The following is a 23,655-nucleotide window of genomic DNA, read 5'->3' as shown; positions in this document are numbered from 1 at the left end:
TTCAGGGCCGCACGCAGAGGCGAACCCGACCATGAAGTGCTCCACGTCAGGCCACCGCGTCGATCACGGACCTCGTCACGCCCTGCCGTGGCAGCCGTGCACCGTCCCTCGCCGAGGCAACTGCTCGATCTTACGGGACGGACGCCCGGGCGGTGAAATCCACGGCCCACGGACGTTCGTGGGTCACAGGGAGGGCGTACGCCGGAGCACCCACGAGTCCGTGAAGCTGCCTCCCGCTCCGCGCACGAAGGAGAAGCGCAGCTCGTCGGGCGTGACGCGCAGGTCGGCGAAGCCGTAGGTCGGGTCGGTGCCGGCGCCCGAGGTGGCGGCGAAGTAGCCGCGCTCGGGGTCGGTGGCCGCGACCTCGCGCAGGGCCACGCCACCGGTTCCGACCGTGGCGAAGACGGTGCCCGCTCCGGCGACCATGGACGTGTCGGCGTCGGCGACGCACGCCGGCGAGTACGACCCGACGGCGACGCGCGCGCACCCCGCGCCCTCGTGCAGCTGCTTCGTGCGCTGGTAGAGGTGCTCGTGACCGGACAGCACGAGGTCGACGCGCTTGGAGACGAGCAGGTGCTGGAGGTCGGGCCCGCTCGAGCAGCCGTAGCGGCCCATCGAGAGGCACGGTTCGTGCATGGCCACGACGACCCAGCGGATGCCGGCCCGCCGCGCTCCGTCGATGGCCGCCGCCGTCCACGCGTAACGGGCCGACCCCGCCGCATAGCTCCACGTGCCGTCGGGGAAGGTGAGCCACGGCGAGACGAGCACCACGCGGACGAGCGGGCTCGAGCGCGGAAGGTCGACGTAGTACTGGCGGGCGTAGTCCCCGACACCGCCGAGACGGTCGGGCAGGCAGCTCGCGAAGCGGTCGATGGAGCCGTTGGTGCCGTTGCTCTCGTGGTTGCCGGAGAGCAGCTCGAACGGGAACGACGTGCCGACGCGCGAGGTCACGAAGGAGCACCACGCGCTCTCCCCGCCCGGGGACCCGTAGGAGAGGTCGCCGAGGGCCAGGTGCGCATCGGAGCCGGAGAGCGACAATGCCCGGAGCACGCCACCGGTCGTCGCGACGTTCGCGGCGTAGTCACCGGCCGCGGTCAGGTGCACGCGCGCCGAGGGCGCAGGAGCCTCGGCGGTGTCGGGCGGTCGCAGGCCGCCCGTCGTCGGCGGCGCCACGGACGCCGACGGGCTCGGGTCGGACGCCGACGGGCCCGGGCCGGACGTCAGAGCGGCCACGGAGGGAGGCCGGTCGGTGGTCGGGGACGGCGCGGTGCAGGCGGCGGCGCCCGCCAGGGCGAGCATCCCCAGCCCGCACACCACGCCGCGACGCCACTGCATGCGGTCACTCTAGGGCGCGCCCGGCGGACCCGGCGCCAGGACCGAGCGGAGTGCGAGGGTGGGAGGCTAGGGCCGCGCGGCCGGCCCGGTGACGGGCTCGTCGACGACGAGACGGGGGCCGCGGGACTCGTCCGCCCGGACCGCCACGAGGCCGCCGACGATGAGCAGTCCGCCGACGAGCTGGACCGGCGTCGGCAGCTCGGCCAGGACGAGCCACGCGAAGAGCACCGCGAAGAGCACCTCGGTCAGAGCCACGAAGGAGGCCACCTTGGGGCCGAGCATCCGCACGGCCGCGATGCCGGTGACGTAGGCGAAGGCGGCGGCGACGATCGCGATGACGAGGACCGGCACCCACCAGTCGACGACGACGCCGCCGAGCGGCACGCGTGCCGCCCCCCGGGACATGTCGAGCACGCCGACCAGCCCCGCGAGGCCGAGCGACGCCGCACCCACCACGAGGCCACCGCCGGCGAGGGCGAGCGGCGGCACGTCGTCGTCGACGTGGTCGGCGAGCAGGAAGTAGAGCACGAGGCAGACGGCAGCACCGAGCCCCCAGAGCACCCCGACGACGTTGATGCTCGCGCCTCCGCCCACGACGTCGAGGACGAGGAGCAGCCCGGCCACGGCGAGCGCCACCCCGGCGAGCGTGAGGCGGCGCGGGGCCTGCCGGTGGCGCAGCCAGAGCCAGCCGACGATGAGCACCGGCGCGAGGTACTCGAGCAGCAGGGCCACCCCGACCGAGAGGTGCGTCACGGCGTTGAAGTACGCGAGCTGGCAGCCGGCGACACCGGTGAGGCCGTAGCCCACGACGACCCAGCCGTTGCGGCGCAGCGCCGCCCACCGGCCGCGCAGCGACCACAGGGCAGGGCCGAGGAGGACGACGGCGGCCAGGGTGATGCGCATCGTCACGACGGCACCGGGCGACCAGCCACCGACGAGCAGCGACTTGCCGAAGGCACCGGACGTCGCGAAGGCCGCGGCCGACGCGAGGGCGACCCCGAGGCCGACGAGCGGGTGGCGGGCCGGCCGCGACCGGGGCACCGCAGCCCCGTCCGTCTTGCCGCTCCCCACGGCGCCGACCACCGCAGGCTCTCCGACCACGACCCGCTCCGCCATGACAGTTCCTCGCCGCTCCCGCCGACGGGCTCGCGTCGAGCGAGCATCATGTCAGCACCGAAATTGATTACACTCATGACGGTAGCGACCGCATCCGTCAGGAGTCAACATGCTTTTCACCCATGACACCGATGTCGCCCTCGCCGCTGCCGCAGCCCTCGTCAACACGATGCCGGGCTCGGTCCCCGGCGACGGTGACCCCGACCGCCTGACCTCCCTCGAGGAGCTCGAGTCGCTCTACCGCGACCAGGGGTGGACCGGCCGCTTCGACCGCGACGCCGCTGAGCTCGCAGCGGTCCGCGCGCTGCGGCCCCGGCTGCGCTGCTTCTGGGACGAGGACGAGGCCGGCGTCGTGACCCTCGTCAACGAGCTGCTCGCCGAGGCCCGCGCCGTCCCCCAGCTCGTCGACCACGACGACGTGGGCTGGCACGTCCACGCCACCCCGTCCGATGCCCCGCTCGCCCGACGGATGGCCGTCGAGGCCGCGATCGCGGTCATCGACGTCGTGCGCGCCGGAGAGCTCGCGCGGCTGCGCGTCTGCGAGGCCGCCGACTGCGACGACGTCGTCGTCGACCTCTCCCGCAACCGCTCGCGTCGCTTCTGCGAGGGCGGCTGCGCGGCACGCGCCCACACCGCCGCCTACCGCGCCCGCCGCGCCGCGCACGCCTGAGGACCCATCACGCACGGAGGGCGTATGCCGCCGGGTGGGTCCCGGCGGCATACGCCCTCGTCGTGTGGTGGCCGCTCAGGCCTTGCCGTCGAAGAGGCTCGTCACCGAGCCGTCCTCGAAGACCTCGCGGATCGCCATCGAGACGAGCGGCGCGATCGACAGGACCTCGAGCTTGTCGAAGCGGCGGTCGTCGGGGATCGGGAGCGTGTTCGTGACGATGACCTCCTCGACCTTGCAGGCCTTGAGGCGGTCGACGGCCGGGCCCGAGAGGATCGCGTGCGTCGCTGCGATGATGACCCCGGCGGCACCCTGGTCCATGAGCGCGTCGGCGGCCTTGGTGATGGTGCCGGCCGTGTCGATCATGTCGTCGACGAGCACGCAGACGCGGCCCTTGATCTCACCGACGACGCGGTTGGCGACGACCTCGTTGGGCCGGTTGATGTCGCGGGTCTTGTGGATGAAGGCGAGCGGAGCACCACCGAGGCGTGAGCTCCAGTCCTCGGCGACCTTGATGCGCCCGGCGTCGGGCGAGACGACGGCGAGGTCGAGGTGGCCGTACTTCCTGCCGACGTAGTCCGCGAGGATCGGCATCGCCATGAGGTGGTCGACGGGGCCGTCGAAGAAGCCCTGGATCTGCGCGGTGTGCAGGTCGATCGCCATGAGCCGGTCGGCGCCGGCCGTCTTGAACAGGTCGGCCATGAGGCGGGCCGAGATCGGCTCGCGGCCACGGTGCTTCTTGTCCTGACGGGCGTAGCCGTAGAAGGGCAGGACGACGGTGATGCGCTTGGCGGAGGCCCGCTTCAGCGCGTCGATCATGATGAGCTGCTCCATGATCCACTCGTTGATCGGAGCGGTGTGGCTCTGGATGACGAACGCGTCGGAGCCGCGGACGGACTCCTCGTAGCGGACGTAGATCTCGCCGTTGGCGAAGTCGTAGGCCGACGTCGGGACGAGGTCGGTGCCGAGCGCCGCGGCGACCTCCTGCGCGAGCTGCGGGTGGGCCCGGCCGGAGAAGACCATGAGGTGCTTCTCGGTCGCCTTGTTTATGCCGCTCATCGCTGGGCGTCCTTCGTCTCGGAGGTCTGCGCGGGGGTCTGCTCTGAGGTCTGCTCTGACGTCGGCTCTGAGGTCCGCTCGGGGGTTTGCGCCGGGGTGGCCTGCCCCTGCGCGGCCCGGGCGGCCTCGTCGGTCTTCGTGCCGGCCCGGCGTCGGGCCACCCAGCCGTCGACGTTGCGCTGCTGCGCGCGGTTCACGGCGAGCTGTCCCGGGGCGACGTCGCTGACGACGGCGGATCCCGCGGCGACGTAGGCGCCGTCGGCGATCGTCCGGGGCGCGACGATGACCGAGTTGCTGCCGACGAAGCTGTGCGCCCCGACGTTCGTGTGGCCCTTCGTGACGCCGTCGTAGTTGGCGAAGATCGTGCCGGCGCCGATGTTGGCGCCCTCGCCGATCGTCGCGTCGCCGCAGTAGGTCAGGTGCGGCACCTTGGCGCCCGCGCCGATGTCGGCGTTCTTCGTCTCGACGAAGCCGCCGATCTTGCCCTTCGCCCCGAGTCGCGTCCCGGGTCGCAGGTAGGAGAAGGGCCCGACGGTGGCGCCGGGCCCGATCTCGGCGAGCTCGGCCTGGGTCCGCACGACGCTCGCACCGTCACCGACCTCGACGTCGGTCAGCGTCGTGTCGGGGCCGATGACGCAGTCGCGGCCGATCGTGCTGGCGCCGAGGATCTGCGTGCCGGGGCGCACGACGGTGTCGGGCCCGATCGTCACGTCGGCGTCGAGCCACGTCGTCGCCGGGTCGATGACGATCGCGCCGTCGCGCATGGCCTGCTCGACGGTACGGCGGTTGAGCTCGGCGCCGAGACGGGCCAGCTGCACCTTGTCGTTGACACCCTCGGTCTGCCAGAGGTCGGCGACGAGGTGGGCACGCACCCCGAGGCCCCGACCACGGGCGATGGCGATGACGTCGGTGAGGTACTTCTCACCCTGCGCGTTGTCGGTGCCCACCTCGGAGAGGGCCTCGCGCAGGACCGCCGCGTCGAACGCGTACAGGCCGCTGTTGACCTCGCGGATCGCGCGCTGCTCCTCGTCGGCGTCCTTCTGCTCGACGATCGCGACGACCGAGCCCTCCGCGTCACGGATGACGCGGCCGTAGCCCGTGGGGTCCTCGAGCGTCGCCGTGATGACGGTGACGGCACTGCCGGACGCGTGGTGCGCCGCGACGAGTCCCTCGAGCGTCGCGCTCGTCAGCAGTGGCACGTCGCCGTAGGTGACGACGACGGTGCCGGCGAGGTCGCCGGGCAGCGCCTCGAGCGCGCACTCCACGGCGCGCCCGGTCCCCTTGACGTCGTCCTGGTCGGCGACGACCGCCTCGGGGTCGACCTGCCCCACGTGCTCGGCGACGCGGTCGCGCTCGTGGCGCACGACGACGGCGAGGTGGTGCGGGCTCGTGCCCCGGGCCGCCCGGATCGCGTGGGCCACGAGACTGCGGCCCCCGATCGTGTGGAGGACCTTGGGGGTCGTGGACTTCATGCGTGTGCCCTCACCGGCGGCGAGGACGATCACGGCGGTCGGCCGTAGATCGCTCACAGGGCGCAGCTCCTTTTTGGATCGGGGTGCACTCGGGTGCGGACGACCCCGGCCCACGCGGGCGCCGGGGTGCGCCTCGGCCATGCTACTCGGGGGGAGCGAGGGTGCCGCCCCGGCCACGGGCGCGCCGTGACCCCACTCACATCGACGTCCCGCGCGACGGCGTATGCCGGGTGGCACACGGCGCCGGTCGGGTGCCGGGCGCCGGACGGCGCCGATCTCTGCCAACCGTGCGACCATGGGAGGACGGGCCCGTCAGTCCCCCCCTAAGTTGGCGGACCCGGGGCTGGCTCTGGCACCAACTCCCTGCCGAGCGGCCAAGGCGTCGCTCGACCGCGAACCCCCACGCATGTCGGGCGACGCCGCTCGTCCGAGGACCGTCACCGGCCCCTGCTCCCCGGGCAGGAGTCGAACCTGCGTCGCTTGTCCTGATTCAAAGTCAGGCGGGCCCTGCCGGCAGACCAACCGGGGATCGTCGTGGACGTGGACAGGGTAGTGCAGGACCCCGGGTCGCTCCGTCGCGGACTCATGCACCTGCCGGGTGCGCGTCGCCGGTCGGCGTCTCCGGCGTCGGGTCGCCGGTCGGCGGACCGTCGGAGCCGTGGGCCGTGGCGGCGACGACGGACGTCGGATCGGCCGGCGGATCGGCCGGTTGGTCGGCTCCTGGACCGGTCGAACGCAGCTGACCGTTCTCGGCCGCGGGGCTGGACACCGCGTTCGTCGCCGTGGGGTCCGCCGAGTCTCCGCCAGCCGGAGCGGAGACAGGGTCCGAGGTCGAGGATCCCGAATCGCCTTGAGCCGGAGCAGGATCCGTGGGAGCCGGGTCGGATGGAGCCGGGTCCGAAGGTGCCGGGTCCGAAGGTGCCGGGTCGACCGGCGTCGGGTCGACAGGCGTCGCGTCTGACGGAGCCGCGGGCGCCGGATCCACGGGCGTCGGGTCGGCAGGCGTCGCGTCGGACGGTGCCGGTGCGTCGGGTGCCGGAGCGGCAGGTGCCGAGGGTGCAGGCGCTGGGTCGACGGGTGTCGGGTCGGACGGCGCGGGGTCCGCGGGTGCCGGAGCAGCAGGGGCCGGGTCCGCAGGCGGCGGGGGTGCAGGGGCTGGGTCCACGGGCGTCGCGTCGGACGGCGCCGAGACCGCGGGCGCCGGGTCGACCGGCGCCGGATCGGTCGGCGCGGGATCGGTCGGCGCGAGGTCGGCGGGCGCGGGGTCGGCGGGCGCAGGGAGGAGGGCGAGGTGGAGCACGTCGACGGGAGTCGTGCCGACGTCCGCCGCGACCCCTGAGCCCGGCGTGAGCACCGCCGTGGCGCCGTCGACCGAGGTGACGACCGACGTCGTCGTCGTACCGAGGTCGTGCGCCGCCGCCGGTGCGACCGAGAGGCCGAGCCCCACGACGAGGCCGGCCATCGCGGTGGCGAGGGGTGGCCCGATCGCCGTCCCGGCCAGGATCGACCCGCCCGTCAACGCGGCGACGGGAGTGACGATGGCCGCGCTCGAGACGAGGGCGGTGGTCCCGGCCACGCCCGCCGCGGCCGGCACCGCGAGGACGGCGCCGCCCGCCCCCGCGCACGTGGCCGTACCGGCGGCGGCCGTACCGGCGGCGGTGGCGGCAGACACGGAGGTCGCTCCCGTGGTCAGGCCCGCTCCTGCAGCCGCGCCGGATGCCGTCGCGCCGGCACCGCTCGCGGTGAGCGTGCCGCCGAGACCGGCGCTGCCCGCGGCGGCGCCTCCGACGGTGGACCCGGCGCCGACCGAGGCGACGGCGCTCGTGCCCGCTGCACCCGCGCCGGCCGTTCCACCCGCAGCACCGGCACCAGCCGTGGCACCCGTGGTCGCACCCGTCGTCGCACCCGTCGTGGCACCCGTCGTGGCACCCGTCGTGGCACCCGTCGTGGCACCCGTCGTCGCACCCGTCGTCGCACCAGTGGTCGCACCCGTCGTGCTCGACCCGGCCAGAGAAGCGAACGCCCCCGCGGGCAGTCCGGCGAGCATCGTCGCTCCGGCCGCGAAGAGGAGCGGACCGGTCAGTGCACCGAACCCGTCGTAGACGCGCTGCAGCTCCCCGGCGAGTCCCGACTCGCGAGGACAGCTGGCCAGGTGCGCTTCGACGCGCGCCCGCTGCCTCTCCGTCAGTCGGCCCCGGACGTGACCGCTGAGATGGTCGAGGGTCCAGCGGCAGTCGCGCGCGTCGCAGACCGGCACCCGGCGCCGCACCCAGGAGTCGAGATAGCGGTCCCGGAGCTCGTCACGAGCGCGCTTCGCGCGCGCGCTGGCCACGTTGGCCGAGACACCGAGCTCGGGAGCGACCACCCGCGGCGGATGGCCCTCGACCATCGTCTGCCAGAGCAGCCGTCGGTCACCCTCGCTCAACCGGAGAAAGGCCTCTCGGACCAGGTCGGTGTCGACGCCCTGCGCGCTGAGGGCCGACAGTCCTTCGTCGGGGCCGGGCAGCAGGTCGAGGTCCGTCGTCGACGTCGGGACGACGCTCATCTCGCGACGGATCGCGTCGACGCCGACGGTGCGTACCGTCGACACGAAGTACGCCCGGAAGTTCGACGACGGTCCCCGCCCCTCGCTCAGGAGACGGAAGAGGCGGGCGGAGGCCTCGGCCACCAGGTCCTCGGCGGACACGCGGCCGCGGTAGGGCGTCGCGGCGGCGTGGGCGGCGGGCAGGTGCCTGCGCCAGAGGGCCGCGAAGGCCTCCTCGTCGCCCGAGCGCGCCCGCGCGAGCAGCACGACATCGGACTCCTCGACCCCGGCCGTCGCGTGTGCGCCGGTCATGGTGTCGGACCGTGGTCCCATCGTGTGTGCTGACACTCTGCGGCACCTTTCGCGGATGTGCCTCACCAGTGTGCGCCACGACGGCCGCCCGGTGGGGGTCTTTGCCGAAGTGTCGTCGGGCATGACGGTGAGGTCGATCCGCGCCCGCCCCTTTCGCGTCGAGATCGACCTCACCGGCGGTCTCGCCCGGACCGTGTCCCCACACGGCGCCACGCGCGAACCGCCTCCTCCCTACCAATGACATAGACGTGTCGAGGGGCCGTTTCATGACGGGATTCGGCAAGAAAGTCGGGTCCGGCATCGCCCGTCGCGGCCGACGAGACCGGGACAGGCACAATGGCGGCGTGACCGCCGACCGCTCAGACCGCGCCGACCGCTCCCGCCCTCGCGCCCGGATGACCGGCCCGGAACGCCGCGAGCAGCTCATCGCCGTCGGGCGCAAGCTCTTCGCCGACAAGGGTTTCGAGGCGACGACGGTCGAGGAGGTCGCTGCCAAGGCGAGCGTCTCCAAGCCGGTCGTCTACGAGCACTTCGGCGGCAAGGAGGGCCTCTACGCCGTCGTCGTGGACCGTGAGATCCAGGCACTGATGGGCGGCATCAGCACGGCGCTCGAGGAGCCGGAAGGCGCGCGGGTCCTGCTCGAGCGGGCCACGCTCGCCCTGCTCGACTACATCGAGAGAGACCCGTCGGGCTTCCGCATTCTCGTGCGGGACTCGCCACCGGGCCAGTCGACCGGGTCGTTCGCGAGCGTCCTCGGTGACGTCGCGGTGCAGGTCGAGCACCTGCTCGCCGCCGAGTTCAAGCAGCGCGGCCTCGACCCCAGGTCGGCACCGATCCACGCGCAGATGCTCGTCGGGATGGTGGCCCTCACGGGGCAGTGGTGGCTCGACCGGCGCAAGTTCAAGAAGGACCAGGTCGCCGCGCACCTGGTCAACCTCGCTTGGAACGGGCTCTCGGGCCTCGACCGCACGCCGCGGCTCGTCACGGTCCCCCACCGCTGACCAACCCACCTCGAGTGAGCGCCCCGTCCCACACGAGTGAGCGCCCTGACCCACTCGTCCCACCCCTCCTGTGACGGATGGGACGACGGGCTCACTCGACTGTGGTCGGGCGCTCACTCGAGGAGGGGGTGGGGTCAGGTGGGGCGGAGGGTCTCGGTCCAGGTGTCGCCGGCGGCGTCGGTGACGCGCACGACGACAGCCTGGGTCGCTCCGGTGCCGGACTGCTCGAGCAGGGCCTGGCCCCGCTCCCCCGCGCACCGCACCGCGGACGTGCTCATCTGGGCGCACGTCCAGCTGGAGTTGCGCACGGAGAGCGTCCCGGCGCCCGACGCGTTGCTGATGCGTACCGTCATCGAGCCCTCGACCTGGGAGCGCACGCGTACGGAGATCCGCGCCGGGTCGCGTCCGGACACGAGGCGGACCGTGATGGTGGGCGCGACGCCACCCGGCGGGGGCGCCGGGGGCGTCGTGGTCGGCGCCGGGGGTGTCGGGCTGGGGGACGGAGGTCTCGTCGTCGGCGGGGCCGGCGGCGTGGTGGCCGGAGGCGTCGTCGGCCGTCCGGTGGCCGTGCCCGTCGGGGGCGCCGGAGTCGCTGGGGTCGCGCCACCGCTCTCGGCCGACGTCCCGCCTCGAGGGACCGGGGTGCCGCCGACCGTCGAGGGCGTGCTGCCCGGGTCACGCGCCACGTCGCCCGACGACGTCGACGTCCGAGTCGCCGCCGACGGGATGGGCGAGGCGCTGATGGTCCGGGTGGGCAGGCCGGTCGGGGAGATCGGCAGTGAGCTGCCGACGGCTCGTGGGGAAGCACTCGGGACGGCGCCGGCGCCGCTTCCCGCGCCGGCCCCGGGTGCGGCGCTCGAGGCCGTCGCACTCGGAACCGGGGAGGCCGTCGCCGAGGGCGCCGCGAGCGAGGCACCGGGCAGTGCCAGCGCCCCCGCGACCCCGGCCGAGACGGCGAGCCCGGCCACGAGACCGGTGACCCGGCTCGCCACCTGGGCGACGGCATCGGCCCCCGACCCGGCGGATGAAGAGGAGGAGGGCGACGGCACAGGCTGAGCCGCACCCCCCGCGCCCGGGGCGGGCCCCCCCGCGCCGCCGGTGAACCCGGCGAAGCCCGCCGCTCCGGCGCCACCGGAGAGGCCGACGACGGCGGGGACACTGAGGAATCCAGGCGTGCCGAGACCGGCCAGCAGCGCGAGCGGGACGATGAGCGCCGGGAACCCGTCGCGGATGACCCTCAGGTCGGCCGCGATGGTCGCTGCGTGCGGGCACTCGGCGACGTGCGCCTCGGCGCGCTCGGTCTGCCGCTTGGGCAGGCGCCCTCGGACGAGCGCCCCGAGGTGGGTCACGGTCCAGCGGCACTCGTCGGTGTCAGCGGCGGCGAGGCCGCGCTCGGCCAGGGCGTCCAGGTAGAGCGCCCGGAGCGACTCGCGGGCCCGCATGGCGCGAACGCTGACGGCGTTGGCGGTCATGCCGAGGGCCGGCGCGACGGCGCGCGGCGCGGCGCCCTCGACCGTGGTGTGCCACAGCACGCGCTGGTCGCGCTCGGAGAGCCCGGCGAAGGCCTCCCGGACGAGGGCGAGCCCCTCGTCGTCGGTCGCGAGGCCCTCGAAGGGGTCGTCGGCCGGCTCGGCGAGAACCTCGAGGTCGTCGGCCTCGGTCGGCACGACCCGCAGGTCGCGGCGGCCCTGGTCGATGGCGACGGACCGCACGGCGGAGAGGAAGTAGGCCCGGAAGTGCTCGTCGGGTCCCTTGCCCGCGCGGATCAGCGCGAGGACGCGCGCGGCGGCCTCGGCGACGATGTCCTCCGGGGCCGAGCGGCCACGGTGACGTCCCGCGACGGCATACGCAGCCGGCAGGTGGCGACGCCACAGCTCACCGAACGCCTCGGCCGAGCCTTCTCGGGTCCGGACGAGGAGGGACACGTCAGGGGCCGAGGCCCATGCCTCGCTCGACCACAAGGTCGCGTCTGCCGACAACCCTTTCGCCCTTCTACTGCCCCGGTGCGGGTCAGTCTGCCAAGCAGCGGGGCGGGCGTCGAGTCGGAGCGCGGGCGTGTGCGAGATCAGGACGAAACAGTCCGGATCGGGCCCTGCGGTGGCACCCCCTTCGGGGTCTGCCTCGACGCGCGGTGGGCAGGTTTCGTCCTTCCGAATGATCCCCTCCACGAAACCACGCGGAAGGACGAAACCTGGCGGCACCACCGAAGACAAACCCGTAGGGGTCACTCCCTCCCCTGACCAAGCGGGAGACCCCTGCGGTGCCGTCATCTGTATGACGTGCCGGGACCCATTTCATGACACGGTTTGCCGAAATGGGTCGAAATGCCGGAAATTGACCCAGACTTTCTCCTCGAGCGAGACGGCTGGCCTCGACGAGACCGGGGCCTTAACCCGGCGAGACCGGCGGTTTACCCGGCGACCCGGCGCCCTCCCCGCCCGTGCGCAGGCCCCCCGCTGTCGCCGGCCTCGGCCATGATGAGGCCGTGCCCCTGACGACGCCGACCCGATGACGAGGCGCTGGCTCTTCGCCGACCAGCTCGGCCCGCACTTCGACGTGGGCCGCGGAGGCGTCCTGCTCGTCGAGAGCCGTCGGGCGCTGGGGCGACGACCGTTCCACCGTCAGAAGCTGCACCTCGTGCTCTCGGCGCTGCGCCACCGAGCCGCCGAGCTCGGTGACTCCGCCGTGCTCCTGCGCACCGACACCTACACCGAGGCGTTGCGCGAGATGGGCGAGCCCGTGCGGGTCCACGAGCCGACGTCGTATGCCGCCGAGCGCCTCGTGCGCCGCCTGCTCGCCACGGGGATGGTCGAGTCCGTCGACCCGACGCCTGGCTACAGCCTGTCGCGCGAGGACTTCGCCCGGTGGGCCGACGGGCGGCGACGGCTGCGGATGGAGGACTTCTACCGCTTCCAGCGGCAGCGGCTCGACCTGCTCGTCGAGGGCGACCGCCCCGTCGGCGGACGGTGGTCGTTCGACGAGGACAACCGCGAGCCCCCGCCCAAGGGAGCCGAGCGGCTCGATGTGCCCGCGCCCTACCAGCCGCGCGAGGACGACATCGACGCCGAGGTGCGCGACGACCTCGACCGCTGGACGCGCGAGGGCCACGTCCGACCCACCGGCGTCGACGGGCCACGCCTCTTCGCCGTGACCCGTCGCGAGGCCCTGGCGGCCCTCGAACGGTTCGTCACGCACCGACTCGGGGCCTTCGGTCCGCACGAGGACGCGATGCTCCGCGGCGACTGGGCCATGGCGCACAGCCTCCTGTCCGTGCCACTCAACCTCGGGCTGCTCGACCCGGTCGAGGTCGCCGACCGCGCCGTGCAGGCCTACCGCGACGGCGACGCACCGCTCGCGTCGGTCGAGGGCTTCGTGCGCCAGGTCATCGGCTGGCGTGAGTACGTCTGGCACCTCTACTGGCACTTCGGCCCGACCTACCGCCGCCGCAACGCCCTGCAGGTCCGGTCGCCACTGCCGGACTGGTTCGACCGGCTCGACGCCGACGCCGTCGACGCCGCCTGCCTGCAGGACGCGGTGGCGGGCGTGCGCGACCGCGGCTGGGTGCACCACATCCCGCGCCTCATGGTGCTCGGCAACTGGGCGGCGCAGCGCGGCTACGACCCCGACGCGCTGACCGAGTGGTTCCAGACGCGGTTCGTCGACGGCTACGACTGGGTCATGCCGGCCAACGTCGTCGGGATGAGCCAGCACGCCGACGGCGGAGCGATGGCGACGAAGCCCTACGTCTCGGGCGGCGCCTACATCAACCGGATGAGCGACTACTGCGGCGGCTGTCGCTACGACCCCAGGAAGCGGGTCGGCGACGACGCCTGCCCCTTCACCGCCGGCTACTGGGCCTACCTCGACCGCAACGCCGAACGTCTCGAGGGCAACCACCGGATGGCCCGACCCTTGCAGCAGCGCCGGCGCCTGGCCGACCTCACGGAGGTCGTCGCGCAGGAGCGGCACCGCGGTGACGGAGCGCCCTGAGGCGAGATCGTCAACGCGGGGTGCGGGCCACGGCGAACGTCCGCGTGAAGGGAAAGAGCACGCCGAACGCACGACGGGGGTATGCCGTCTCGAGCTCGCGCTCGTAGTCCGTGACGAAGGCGTCTCGCTCGGCGCCGTCGAGGACGCCGAGCACCGGGCGCAGGCCGGTGCCCCGCACCCACTCGAGCACCGGGTGCGGACTGTCGGGTTCGGCGGTGAGCACGTGCTGGTACGTCGTCTGCCACACGTCGACGTCGGCGGCGCGGTCGAGCAGGAGGGCGGCATAGGTCTCCGGGCGGGCCACGGCCTGGGCCCGGTCGAGGCCCGGGCGCAGGTCGTCGGCGCGGGGGTGGTGCGCGGCGACCTCGCGCATGAGGCGGTGCGACGGCGCGTCGAAGTTCGCGGGGACCTGCATGGCGAACGTGCCTCCGGGCGCGAGGCTCTCGAGCCACGAGGGGATGAGGCGCAGGTGGCTCGGGACCCACTGGAGCGTGGCGTTCGTGACGAGGACGTCGACCGACCCGCCGGACTCGGTGGGGTCCCAGTCCTCGGCGCTCGCCTCGACCCACTCGACGCGGCCGTCGGCGTCGAGGGCCCGGGCGCGCTCGAGCATCTCGGGAGAGCTGTCGACGCCGATGATCCGTGCGCCGGGCCAGCGGTGGGCGAGCCCGAGCGTCAGCTCGCCGGGCCCGCAGCCGAGGTCGACGACGAGCGCGGGGTCGTCGGCGTCGACGCGCGCCAGCAGGTCGGCGAAGGGGCGGCCGCGGTGGCCGGCGAAGACGGCATACTGCCGCGGGTCCCAGGCGGAGTCGGCCGAGCGAGCGGCAGCGCCCGGGGCGACGGGACGGTCGGGGCCAGGATCGGCTGCATCAGCCGCAGGCGGGGTCGTGGGCTCGGTCATGTCGTCTCGCTTTCTTTCGATGTCAAGAGTCTTGACGGCGACTACAGTTGGGGGCATGAGCGCCGACCGCAGGCCCGCCGACGATGTCGACGAGATCGTCGCGGCCTGGCGCCGGGAGCGCCCCGACCTCGACGTGTCGCCGCTCGAGGTGCTCTCGCGGGTGTCGCGGCTCGCGCGCCGGCTCGACCTCGCCCGCGGCTCGGCGTTCTCCGAGCACCTGCTCGACGGGTGGGCGTTCGACGTGCTGTCGGCGCTGCGCCGGGCCGGCGAGCCCTACGAGCTGTCGCCCGGCCAGCTCGTGCAGCAGACCCTCGTCACGTCGGGGACGATGACCAACCGCGTCGACCGACTCGAGCGCAGCGGCTTCGTCGAGCGGCGTCCCGACCCCGGTGACCGGCGCGGCGTGCTCGTGCGCCTGACCCCGGCGGGTCGCGACGTCGTCGACTCGGCGATGGCCGACCTCATCGAGCAGGAGAAGTCGTTGCTCTCGGAGCTGTCGGCGACCGACCGGACCCAGCTGGCCGGGCTGCTGCGGCGGATGCTGGCCCCGCTCGAGACCCGGGAGACCCGCGAGACGCGTCGCGACTAGCACGGCTGAGGTCCTCACCCGGTCACCGCTGCGCCTGCTGGAACTCCAGCCGGTTGCCGACGGGGTCGGTGGTGTGGAAGCGGCGCAGGCCCGGGATGTTCTCGTCCCACGTCACCGGCGCCCCCGCCTGCCCGACGGCGAGCGCGAGGGCGGCGACGTCACCCACCGCGATGCCGGGGTGGGCCTTGCGCGCCGGGACGAAACCCTTCTCGATGCCGACGTGCACCTCGGCGGAGCCGGCCCGGAACCACGCGCCGCCGCGGGCCCGGAGCCGCTCGGGCTTGTCGACCTCGATCATCCCGAGGGCGCCGACGTAGAAGTCGCGCATGGCGTCCTCGCACCCGGCCGGACCGGACACCTGGACGTGGTGCAGGAACATCTCCATCCCCCCAAAGTATCTTGACATCAAGATACTTTCAAGAGCCCGGCGACCCGGGTTCAGACAGTCAGCCGACGACCTCCGCGGCCTCGAGCCACTCGAGCTCGAGGTCCTCGCGCTCGGTGACGACGGCCTGCAGCTTCGCGTTGAGGTCGGCGAGGGCCGCAGGGTCGGTGGCCTTCTCGGCCATGTCGCCGTGCAGGCGCTCCTCACGGTCCTGCAACCGCGAGAGCTGCTTCTCGATGCGCGCCATCGACTTGCGCGCCTCGCGCACCTCGGCCGGGCTCGCGGTTGCCGCAGCCTGAGCAGGTATGCCGTCCGGCGAGCTCGATGGGGCAGCCGCGCCACTGCTCGGGGCCGCGGGCGCGGCCGCGCGTGCGACCTGGGCCGCGATGTCCGCCGTGCGCAACCGGAGGTACTCCTCGACGCCGCCCGGCAGCTCGCGCACCTTGCCGTCCCCGAGCAGGGCCAGCTGCTTGTCGGCCACCCGTTCGAGCAGGTAGCGGTCGTGCGAGACGACGACGAGGGTGCCGGCCCAGCCGTCGAGGACGTCCTCGAGCGAGGTCAGCGTCTCGATGTCGAGGTCGTTGGTCGGTTCGTCGAGGATGAGGACGTTGGGCTCCGTGAGCAGCAGGCGGGTCAGCTGGAGCCGGCGTCGCTCGCCGCCGCTGAGGTCGCCGACCCGCGCCTGCTGGCGACCGCCGGGGAAGCCGAGACGCGTCGCGAGCTGGCTCGCACTGATCTCCTTGTCGCCGAGAGTCGTCCACTGCTTGACGTCCTCGATGGCCTCGATGACCCGCCACTGCTCGAAGCGCTCGAGCTCGCGCACCTCCTGCGTGAGGTGGGCGATGGCGACGGTCTTGCCGATCTTGCGGCGGCCGGCGTCGAGCGGGATCTCACCCGTCAGCGCGCGCAGGAGGGTCGACTTGCCGGCGCCGTTGACCCCGACGATGCCGATGCGCTCCCCCGGCGCGAGCCGCCACGTCACGTGGTCGAGGAGGCGGCGCTCGTGCGGCGGCTCGCCCACGGACACCGTGGCGTCCTCGAGGTCGAGCACGTCCTTGCCGAGGCGTCGGCTCGCGAACGACGCGAGCTCGACGCTGTTGCGCGGGGCGGGCTCGTCGGCGATCAGCGCGTTGGCCGCGTCGATGCGGAACTTCGGCTTGCTCGTGCGCGCGGGCGCCCCGCGGCGCAGCCACGCGAGCTCCTTGCGCATGAGGTTGGAGCGGCGGTCGGCGACGACCCCGGCGAGGCGGTCGCGCTCGGCCTTGGCGAGGACGTACGCGGCATACCCTCCCTCGAAGGCGCTGACCTTGCCACCCTCGACCTCCCACGTGTTCGTCGCGTAGGCGTCGAGGAACCAGCGGTCGTGGGTGATGGCGACGGTCGCGTTGCCGGGTCGGGGTCGTTTCGTCGCGAGGTGGTCCGCGAGCCACGCGACGCCCTCGACGTCGAGGTGGTTCGTCGGCTCGTCTAGCAGGAGCAGCTCGGGGTCCGAGACGAGCAGGCGGGCCAGCGCGAGCCGGCGACGCTCGCCACCGGACTTCGGGCCGACGCGGCTGTCGAGGCCACCGACGTTCTGCGCCTCGATGCCGCCGAGCAGGCCCGTCAGGACGTCGCGGATGCGGGGGTCGCCGGCCCAGACGTGCTCGGGCAGGTCGCCGAGCACCGCTTCGCGGATCGTCCACTCGGGGTCGAGCGCGTCCTCCTGGGCGAGCATGCCGATGCGGATGCCATCGGCGCCGCCCTGCTTGGTGATGCGGCCCGAGTCGGCCTCCTGCAGGCCGGCCATGACGCGCAACAGGGTCGACTTGCCACCGCCGTTGACGCCGACGACGCCGATGCGGTCGCCCGTGAGGACACCGAGGCTGACGTCGTCGAGGACGTGGGACGTGCCGAAGACGAGCGACACGCGCTCGAGGGAGATCAGGTTTGCCATCGCTGACTGACCCTACGGCCTGCGCGGGCGGCCGCCGAATCCCGCTCAGCGATGCCGGTCACGCGCAGCGTCGCCGGTCCCGCTCAGGGGTTGCCGCAGCGCTCCGGCGTCAATGAGCCGGCAGCCCACCGTCGAGCCCCCGTGGCTCAGTCGGCGTGGCGAGGCGTCGCCACGACGTGGGCGCCGTGGACCGGGCCCTTGGCGCGTCGCAGGTTGCGGCAGAGGTCGGAGGCCGCGAGCGACACCGACAGGTCGAGCGAGGCCTCGTGGCTCTCGGTGAGGAAGGCGACGGTCGGGCCCGAGCCCGACACGATGCCGCCGAGCGCGCCGAACTCGACGCCCGCGTCACGCAGCTCGCGCAGCTGGGGGCGGAGCGAGAAGGCGGCCGGCTCGAGGTCGTTGTGCAGGGCCGCGCCGAGCAGGGCCGGGTCACCCGAGCGCAGGGCGGCCATGAGCCCGGAGCTGACCTGCGGCTCGGGCACGTCGACGCCGTCTCGTTCGCGCAGGCGGTCGCACTCGGCATACACCTCCGGGGTCGACAGTCCGGTGTCGCTGATGGCGAAGACCCAGTGGAAGGTGCCGCGGGCCAGCACCGGCGCGAGCTGCTCGCCGCGGCCCGAGCCCATGGCGTTGCCGCCGGAGAGGATGAACGGCACGTCGCTGCCGAGGGTGGCCGCGAGCTCGGCGAGCTCGTCGCGGTCGAGGCCGAGGCCCCACAGCTGGTCGCACGCCACGAGGGTGGCGGCCGCGTCGGCGGACCCGCCGGCCATGCCCCCCGCGACCGGGATGTCCTTGTCGATGCGGATCGAGAGGCGCTCGTCGACGTCCCAGCGGTCGGCGACGAGACGGGCGGCGCGGACGGCGAGGTTGGCTCCGTCGGTGGGGATGCGGTCGGCATACGCTCCCGCGGCGACGACCTGCCACTCGTCCCAGCGCGCGACGGAGACCTCGTCGTGCAGCGAGACCGCCTGGTAGACGGTCGCGAGCGCGTGGAAGCCGTCAGCGCGCCGGGGACCGACGCGCAGCTCGAGGTTGACCTTGGCCGGGACCCGCACGGTCACCGCGCCGGGCAGGGTCGGAGCGACAGTCATGCGCCCACCCTATGGGCCGACCCGTCGGCGTCAGGACGTATGGCCCCGACGGCGTGCGCGCGGCTCGGCGGGACGCACGCCCTCCGGTCGGGCCTCCGCGATGCGCGCGAAGGTCAGGATGTCGAGCTGTTCGCCGCGGGTGCGCGGGTCGACCCCGGCCGTGACGAGCGCCTGCTCGGCGGCGTCTGCGGACCCCGCCCAGGACGCGAGCGCCCCACGCAGGGACTTGCGTCGCTGGAGGAACGCCGCGTCGATGCAGCGGAAGACGTCCTCGCGGCTCGCGGTCGTCTTCGGCGGCTTGCGCCGGCGCAGCGCGACGAGGCCCGAGTCGACGTTGGGCGCCGGCCAGAAGACGTTGCGCCCGACCCGCCCGGCCAGGTCGACGTCGGCGTACCACGCGGCCTTGAGGCTCGGGACGCCGTAGATCTTGCTGCCCGGCTTGGCCGCGAGCCGCTCGGCGACCTCGAGCTGCACCATGACGAGGACGCGCTCGATCGTCGGGAAGTGCTGCAGGAAGGAGAGCACGACGGGGACCGAGATGTTGTAGGGCAGGTTGGCGACGAGCGCGGTGGGGTCGGGGCCGGGGAGCTTCGTGATCGTCAGCGCGTCGGCCGCGACGAGGCGCAGCTTGTCGGCGTTCTCCGGCTGGAGCGAGCGGACGGTCTCCTCGAGCGCCCCCGCGAGCCGCGGGTCGACCTCGACGGCCGTGACGTGCTTGACGACCGGGAGGAGCGCGAGGGTGAGCGAGCCGAGCCCGGGGCCGACCTCGACGACGACGTCGTGCGGTCCCACGCCGGCCACCCGGACGATCTTGCGCACCGTGTTGGCGTCGACGACGAAGTTCTGGCCCCACTGCTTCGTCGGCCGCACCTCGAGACGCTCGGCGAGCTCACGCACCTGTGCCGGCCCGAGGAGCGCGGCATCGTCGACGGCCGGCGCGTCCTTCTTGCTCATGCGCTCACCCTATGGGGCCGTGCCCGATGGCGTATGCCGCCGGGCGGGTGTCACGGCCCCGCTCGCTCGCGCGCCCGTCGACGAACGGACGAGACCCCCGACCGTGACGGTCGGGGGCCTCTCGTGCAGGGCAACGCCTGGCGTCAGGTCAGGCCTTGCACTGCCACTGCGACGTGCCGTTGTCGGCGTAGACGCGGTTGGCCACGGTGATCTGCTGCTCGCGCGAGGCGAGGTCGGCGCGGGAGGCGAAGTCGCCACCGCCGTAGGCGAGCCACGTGGAGGTGAGGAACTGCAGGCCTCCGTAGTAGCCGTTGCCGGTGTTGATGTGCCAGTTACCGGTCGACTCGCACTGGGCGATGCTGTCCCACATGGCCGCGCGGGCCAGGTTGATGCCCGCACCCGAGGTGGAGCCACCGGTGCTGCCGGTGCTGCCGGTGCTGCCGGTGCTGCCGGTGCTCGTCGTGCGCGGGGCAGCGGCCGGGCGGGCCTTGGAGCCGACGAGCAGGATGCGGTCGACGGGCGCCTTGGTCACCTTCGAGGAGATCTCCTTGGTGGAGACGACCTTGCCGTCGACGACGGTGGTGCGGACCGTGACGGTGCGCACGCCGGCGACACCGGCACGCGAGACCTTGGTCTGGTCGGCGTAGAGGTCGCTCGTCTTCTTCTTCGTCGTGCCGAAGGCGATGGACTCGTTGACCTTCTTGTCCTTGGTCTGCACGCGCTGGACGGCGATCTTGGCACCCGAGGTGAGGCGGGTCGTGACCGGCGGGTTGACCTTGTCGGCCTTGCCGACACGGACGCCGAGCTGCGTCAGCGCCTCGCCGACGGTTGCCGCGGCGATCGTCTTCTTCGTCGTCTTGCCGTCGACCACGACCGTGACGGCCTTGGGAGTGACGATGCTGACGGTCAGGCCCTGGCGACCGATGGTCTGCGAACGGGAGACCGACAGGCGGGCACCCTCACCGCGGAGGCCGAGCGCGAGGAGCGCTCCGTCGACCGTGGTCTCGGTCGTGCGCAGCTGACGCGTCTTGCCGTCGACCGTGAGGGTCAGCAGGCGGGCGTACTTGACGGTGATCGTGTCGCCGTCGCTGATGGGGGCGTCCGCGGCAGGGACGACGACGTCGCCCGGCTTGACCGCGATCCCCTGGCTGTCGAGGACGTCGCCGACCGTGCTGCCGAAGACGTGGGCCGAGCTGGCCGTGCCGTCCACGGAGAGGTTGACGGCCTTGTCGAGCTGGGTCGCGCCGACGGCGCCACCGGTGAGGACGACGGCCGCGCCAGCGGCGGCCAGGATCTTGGCGTTGCGAGAAATCAAAACACTCCGAACGTCGAACGACCCGGGTGCAACGCGCTCTCGATCCGTCCTCCTCACGTCGTCGGAAGGAGGTCGATGCGGGGTGGCAACCGGCCAACAGTCGTCCACAGTGACCGACACACCACGGAAAGGTCAAATTTCGGTAACGGAGACCGGTGTCGGTGGACGCGACGTTCTGCAGTGCGCTAGACGGTTTGCCCGCTTCGCTCCGCACCCCACGGGCCGTAGACCCGCTCGCTGTTCTCCGAGACCGCTCGACACAGCGCGGGGACGTCGATGTTGAGCACCGCGGCCATCGCCCGGACCGTCACGGGCACGAGGAACGAGGCGTTCGTGGCACCCCGGTGCGGGGCCGGAGCGAGGTAGGGCGCGTCGGTCTCGACGAGGATCCGGTCGAGCGGGATCGCGGTCAGCGCGTCACGCAGGCCGCGCGCGTTCTTGAAGGTCACGGTGCCCGCGAAGCTGAGGTAGTAGCCCCGGTCGACGCACTCGCGCGCCATCGTCAGGTCGCCGGAGAAGCAGTGCAGCACCGTGTGCTCGGGCGCCCCCTCCTCCCCGAGGATCCGGAGCACGTCGGCATGGGCGTCGCGGTCGTGGATCTGCAGGGCCTTGCCGAGCCGCTTGGCGAGGTCGATGTGCCAGCGGAAGCCGTCCTGCTGCACCGGCACCCCCTCGGGGCCGGTGCGGAAGTAGTCGAGACCGGTCTCACCGATGACGCGGATGCGGTCGTGGGCCGCGCAGCGCTCCACCTCGGCGTACGCCTCCTCGAGCCGACCGTCCGCCGCGAGGCGTGGAACCTCGTTGGGGTGCAAGGCGATTCCGCCGACCAGCTCGTCATGGGCGTCGATGGCGTCCATGGTGAAGCGGATCCCGTCGAGGTCGCACCCGACCTGGACGAGACGGGTCACACCGACGGCGCGGGCGGCCTTGATCGCGTCGGCGACGTCGAACGGCTCGTCACCCTCGCGGGTGATGTCGAGGTGGACGTGGTTGTCGACGACGTCGATGGGCAGCGGGTCCGGCGCCGTCTCCGGCAGGCCCCGCTGCCCCGACGCGTGCGAGGTCATACGGTCGGTGCCTCGTCGGCGACGGTGGCGCTCCCGGCACCCCGACCGGCGCCCTTCGGCGCACTCATCTTCGGCGCGGCGAGCGGGTCGGTGTGGTGCCGCGTGCCGCCCGGCGCGCTGTCGCCGAGGCGGGCGCGCTCGTCCTCGACGACCTGCTCGGCGTCGAGCTTGACGAAGACGCCGGACGGCTTGGCGACGGGCGTCCCGACGACGACCGGACGCGACTCCCACCGGGGCGTCGCGGAGTACTCGCCGGTGATGACCGGGTAGCTCCGGGCGTCGTCGTCGAGGTCGGCGACGACCTCCAGACGAGGCATCGGCATGAACTCGCCCTCGCCGCCGAGGACGGCGTGGACGCGGTTCGCCGCGTGGGGCAGGAAGGGTGAGATCAGCGTATTGATATCTGAGACGGCCTGGGCCAGCGTGTGCAGCACCGTCGAGAGGCGCTCGCGCTCGTCGTCGCCCTTGAGCTTGAACGGCTCGGTCTTCGAGACGTACGCGTTGGCCTCCCCCACGACCCGCATGACCTCGGCGAGGGCGGCCTTCTGCCGGTGCCGCTCGAGGGAGGCGCCGACGGTCGCGAACGCGCCCCGCACCGTGGCCAGCAGCTCCTCGTCGACGGGCTCGACGGCATACGCCCTCGGGATCTCGCCGAAGCTCTTGGCGATCATCGCGGCCGTGCGGTTGACGAGGTTGCCCCAGCCGGCGACGAGCTCGCTGTTGTTGCGCTGGACGAACTCGGCCCAGGAGAAGTCGGCGTCCTGGTTCTCGGGGCCGGCGGCGCAGATGAAGTAGCGGATCGGGTCGGGGCCGTAGCGCGCGACGATGTCCTGGACGTAGATGACGTGCTTGCGGCTCGTCGAGAACTGCTTGCCCTCGAGGGTGAGGAACTCGGAGGCCACGACCTCGGTGGGCAGGTTGAGCACGCCGTACTCCCCCGGCTCGCCGCCCTTGTCACCCCTGCCGGCGTAGCCGAGCAGCTCGGCCGGCCAGATCTGGCTGTGGAAGGTGATGTTGTCCTTGCCCTGGAAGTAGTAGGACACGGCCGACGGGTCGTTCCACCACTCGCGCCACCGCTCCGGGGCGCCGACGCGGCGGGCCCACTCGATCGACGCCGAGAGGTAGCCGATGACGGCGTCGAACCAGACGTAGAGGCGCTTGCTCGGGTTGTCCTCCCAGCCCTCGAGCGGAACGGGGATGCCCCAGTCGATGTCACGGGTCATCGCGCGGGGGCGGACGTCCTTGAGGAGGTTCTCGGAGAACTTGATGACGTTGGGCCGCCACGTGCCCGACGCCTCACGGCCCGCGAGCCACTCGCCGAGCGCACCGGCGAGGGCCGGCAGGTCGAGGAAGAAGTGCTGCGTCTCGATGAACTCGGGCGTCTCACCGTTGATCTTGCTGCGCGGGTTGATCAGCTCGTCGGCGTCGAGCTGGTTGCCGCAGTTGTCGCACTGGTCGCCGCGGGCCTCGGGGAAGGAGCAGATCGGGCACGTGCCCTCGATGTAGCGGTCGGGCAGCGTGCGGCCCGTCGACGGGCTGATGGCGCCGCGCGTCGTCTGCTCGATCATGTAGCCGTTGGCGTGGACCTGACGGAACATCTCCTGCACGACGGCGTAGTGGTTGCGCGTCGTCGTGCGGGTGAAGAGGTCGTAGGACAGGCCGAGGTCGGCGAGGTCCTGGGCGATGACGGCGTTGTACTTGTCGACGAGCTCCTGCGGCGTCAGCCCCTCCTCCTCGGCGAGGACGAGGATCGGCGTGCCGTGCTCGTCGGTGCCGGAGACCATGAGGACGTCGTGCCCGGCCATCCGCATGTACCTGCTGAAGACGTCGGAGGGCACGCCGAAACCGGCCACGTGGCCGATGTGGCGCGGGCCGTTGGTGTACGGCCAGGCGACGGCAGACAGGACATGGCTCATGGCGAGCAATCCTAGGCGGGCCCCGCGC

General features: G+C 72.9%; 18 protein-coding genes and 1 tRNA gene. 4 read left to right on the top strand and 15 right to left on the bottom strand.

Annotated features, from left to right (window positions below; translation table 11 throughout):
* Positions 1-183: 183 nt before the first annotated feature.
* Together ASH01_RS16005 and ASH01_RS16000 are read right to left on the bottom strand one after the other, a co-directional pair.
* Positions 184-1,335: a metallophosphoesterase gene (locus ASH01_RS16005; RefSeq protein WP_082619914.1), complete on the bottom strand. Its 1,152-nt coding sequence runs from the start codon at positions 1,333-1,335 to the stop codon at positions 184-186.
* A gap of 66 nt (positions 1,336-1,401) precedes the next feature.
* Complete coding sequence (locus ASH01_RS16000) at positions 1,402-2,451, bottom strand: EamA family transporter (protein WP_056777996.1); 1,050 nt, start codon at positions 2,449-2,451, stop codon at positions 1,402-1,404.
* 109 nt (positions 2,452-2,560) lie between these two features.
* Between ASH01_RS16000 and ASH01_RS15995 the strand changes: the two genes are divergently transcribed.
* Entirely contained in the window at positions 2,561-3,121 is a 561-nt protein-coding gene (locus ASH01_RS15995) for a CGNR zinc finger domain-containing protein (protein WP_056777994.1), read from the top strand.
* Between the two features lie 75 nt (positions 3,122-3,196).
* Here the strand turns inward: ASH01_RS15995 and ASH01_RS15990 are convergent, their stop codons facing one another.
* The 4 genes from ASH01_RS15990 to ASH01_RS15975 form a co-directional block, all read right to left on the bottom strand.
* Positions 3,197-4,177: a ribose-phosphate diphosphokinase gene (locus ASH01_RS15990; protein ID WP_056777991.1), complete on the bottom strand. Its 981-nt coding sequence runs from the start codon at positions 4,175-4,177 to the stop codon at positions 3,197-3,199.
* Positions 4,174-5,706 (bottom strand): bifunctional UDP-N-acetylglucosamine diphosphorylase/glucosamine-1-phosphate N-acetyltransferase GlmU, encoded by a 1,533-nt coding sequence (gene glmU / locus ASH01_RS15985; protein ID WP_056777990.1) that lies wholly within the window; start codon positions 5,704-5,706, stop codon positions 4,174-4,176. The genes ASH01_RS15990 and glmU overlap by 4 nt, the downstream gene beginning before the upstream one ends.
* Positions 5,707-6,099: 393 nt before the next feature.
* Positions 6,100-6,178 (bottom strand) — tRNA-Gln (locus ASH01_RS15980).
* A gap of 54 nt (positions 6,179-6,232) precedes the next feature.
* The gene (locus ASH01_RS15975) at positions 6,233-8,485 is read right to left on the bottom strand and encodes a sigma-70 family RNA polymerase sigma factor (protein ID WP_056777986.1); all 2,253 of its coding nucleotides are present in this window, start codon (positions 8,483-8,485) and stop codon (positions 6,233-6,235) included.
* 395 nt (positions 8,486-8,880) lie between these two features.
* Between ASH01_RS15975 and ASH01_RS15965 the strand changes: the two genes are divergently transcribed.
* Positions 8,881-9,486, top strand: coding sequence for a TetR/AcrR family transcriptional regulator (locus ASH01_RS15965; protein WP_020144953.1), 606 nt, complete (start codon positions 8,881-8,883; stop codon positions 9,484-9,486).
* Positions 9,487-9,620: 134 nt separating this feature from the next.
* On the opposite strand, the gene ASH01_RS15960 is transcribed toward ASH01_RS15965, so the two are convergent.
* The gene (locus tag ASH01_RS15960; protein WP_056777983.1) at positions 9,621-11,411 is read right to left on the bottom strand and encodes a sigma-70 family RNA polymerase sigma factor; all 1,791 of its coding nucleotides are present in this window, start codon (positions 11,409-11,411) and stop codon (positions 9,621-9,623) included.
* 583 nt (positions 11,412-11,994) lie between these two features.
* Between ASH01_RS15960 and ASH01_RS15955 the strand changes: the two genes are divergently transcribed.
* Positions 11,995-13,476 carry a cryptochrome/photolyase family protein gene (locus ASH01_RS15955; RefSeq protein ID WP_056777982.1) on the top strand — a complete coding sequence of 494 codons (1,482 nt, stop codon included), beginning with the start codon at positions 11,995-11,997 and terminating at the stop codon, positions 13,474-13,476.
* A 10-nt stretch (positions 13,477-13,486) separates the two neighbouring features.
* On the opposite strand, the gene ASH01_RS15950 is transcribed toward ASH01_RS15955, so the two are convergent.
* A complete protein-coding gene (locus ASH01_RS15950) occupies positions 13,487-14,377 on the bottom strand; it encodes a methyltransferase domain-containing protein (RefSeq protein WP_056777980.1) in 891 nt (296 codons plus the stop codon).
* A gap of 55 nt (positions 14,378-14,432) precedes the next feature.
* Here ASH01_RS15950 and ASH01_RS15945 point away from each other — a divergent pair, with 55 nt between their 5' ends.
* Complete coding sequence (locus ASH01_RS15945; protein ID WP_056777977.1) at positions 14,433-14,966, top strand: MarR family winged helix-turn-helix transcriptional regulator; 534 nt, start codon at positions 14,433-14,435, stop codon at positions 14,964-14,966.
* Between the two features lie 22 nt (positions 14,967-14,988).
* On the opposite strand, the gene ASH01_RS15940 is transcribed toward ASH01_RS15945, so the two are convergent.
* The 7 genes from ASH01_RS15940 to metG all read right to left on the bottom strand — a co-directional run bounded on the left by ASH01_RS15940 (position 14,989) and on the right by metG (position 23,627).
* Positions 14,989-15,351 carry a glyoxalase gene (locus ASH01_RS15940; RefSeq protein WP_156415621.1) on the bottom strand — a complete coding sequence of 121 codons (363 nt, stop codon included), beginning with the start codon at positions 15,349-15,351 and terminating at the stop codon, positions 14,989-14,991.
* 61 nt (positions 15,352-15,412) lie between these two features.
* Positions 15,413-17,284 carry an ABC-F family ATP-binding cassette domain-containing protein gene (locus ASH01_RS15935; protein WP_056777972.1) on the bottom strand — a complete coding sequence of 624 codons (1,872 nt, stop codon included), beginning with the start codon at positions 17,282-17,284 and terminating at the stop codon, positions 15,413-15,415.
* Positions 17,285-17,430: 146 nt separating this feature from the next.
* The gene (locus ASH01_RS15930; RefSeq protein WP_056777969.1) at positions 17,431-18,375 is read right to left on the bottom strand and encodes a 4-(cytidine 5'-diphospho)-2-C-methyl-D-erythritol kinase; all 945 of its coding nucleotides are present in this window, start codon (positions 18,373-18,375) and stop codon (positions 17,431-17,433) included.
* A 30-nt stretch (positions 18,376-18,405) separates the two neighbouring features.
* On the bottom strand, positions 18,406-19,329 hold the full coding sequence (gene rsmA / locus ASH01_RS15925; RefSeq protein WP_056777966.1) for a 16S rRNA (adenine(1518)-N(6)/adenine(1519)-N(6))-dimethyltransferase RsmA: 924 nt from the start codon (positions 19,327-19,329) through the stop codon (positions 18,406-18,408).
* Between the two features lie 148 nt (positions 19,330-19,477).
* Complete coding sequence (locus tag ASH01_RS23925; RefSeq protein ID WP_056777960.1) at positions 19,478-20,644, bottom strand: resuscitation-promoting factor; 1,167 nt, start codon at positions 20,642-20,644, stop codon at positions 19,478-19,480.
* A gap of 185 nt (positions 20,645-20,829) precedes the next feature.
* Positions 20,830-21,711 (bottom strand): TatD family hydrolase, encoded by an 882-nt coding sequence (locus ASH01_RS15915; protein WP_056777957.1) that lies wholly within the window; start codon positions 21,709-21,711, stop codon positions 20,830-20,832.
* On the bottom strand, positions 21,708-23,627 hold the full coding sequence (gene metG / locus ASH01_RS15910) for a methionine--tRNA ligase (protein WP_056777954.1): 1,920 nt from the start codon (positions 23,625-23,627) through the stop codon (positions 21,708-21,710). The genes ASH01_RS15915 and metG overlap by 4 nt, the downstream gene beginning before the upstream one ends.
* Positions 23,628-23,655 lie beyond the last annotated feature (28 nt).

The organism is Terrabacter sp. Soil811, from assembly GCF_001429655.1.
In the GTDB taxonomy this organism is placed as follows: domain Bacteria; phylum Actinomycetota; class Actinomycetes; order Actinomycetales; family Dermatophilaceae; genus Terrabacter.
The sequence above is the reverse complement of the archived record's forward strand: the minus strand, read 5'-3'. Positions and strand labels throughout refer to the sequence as shown.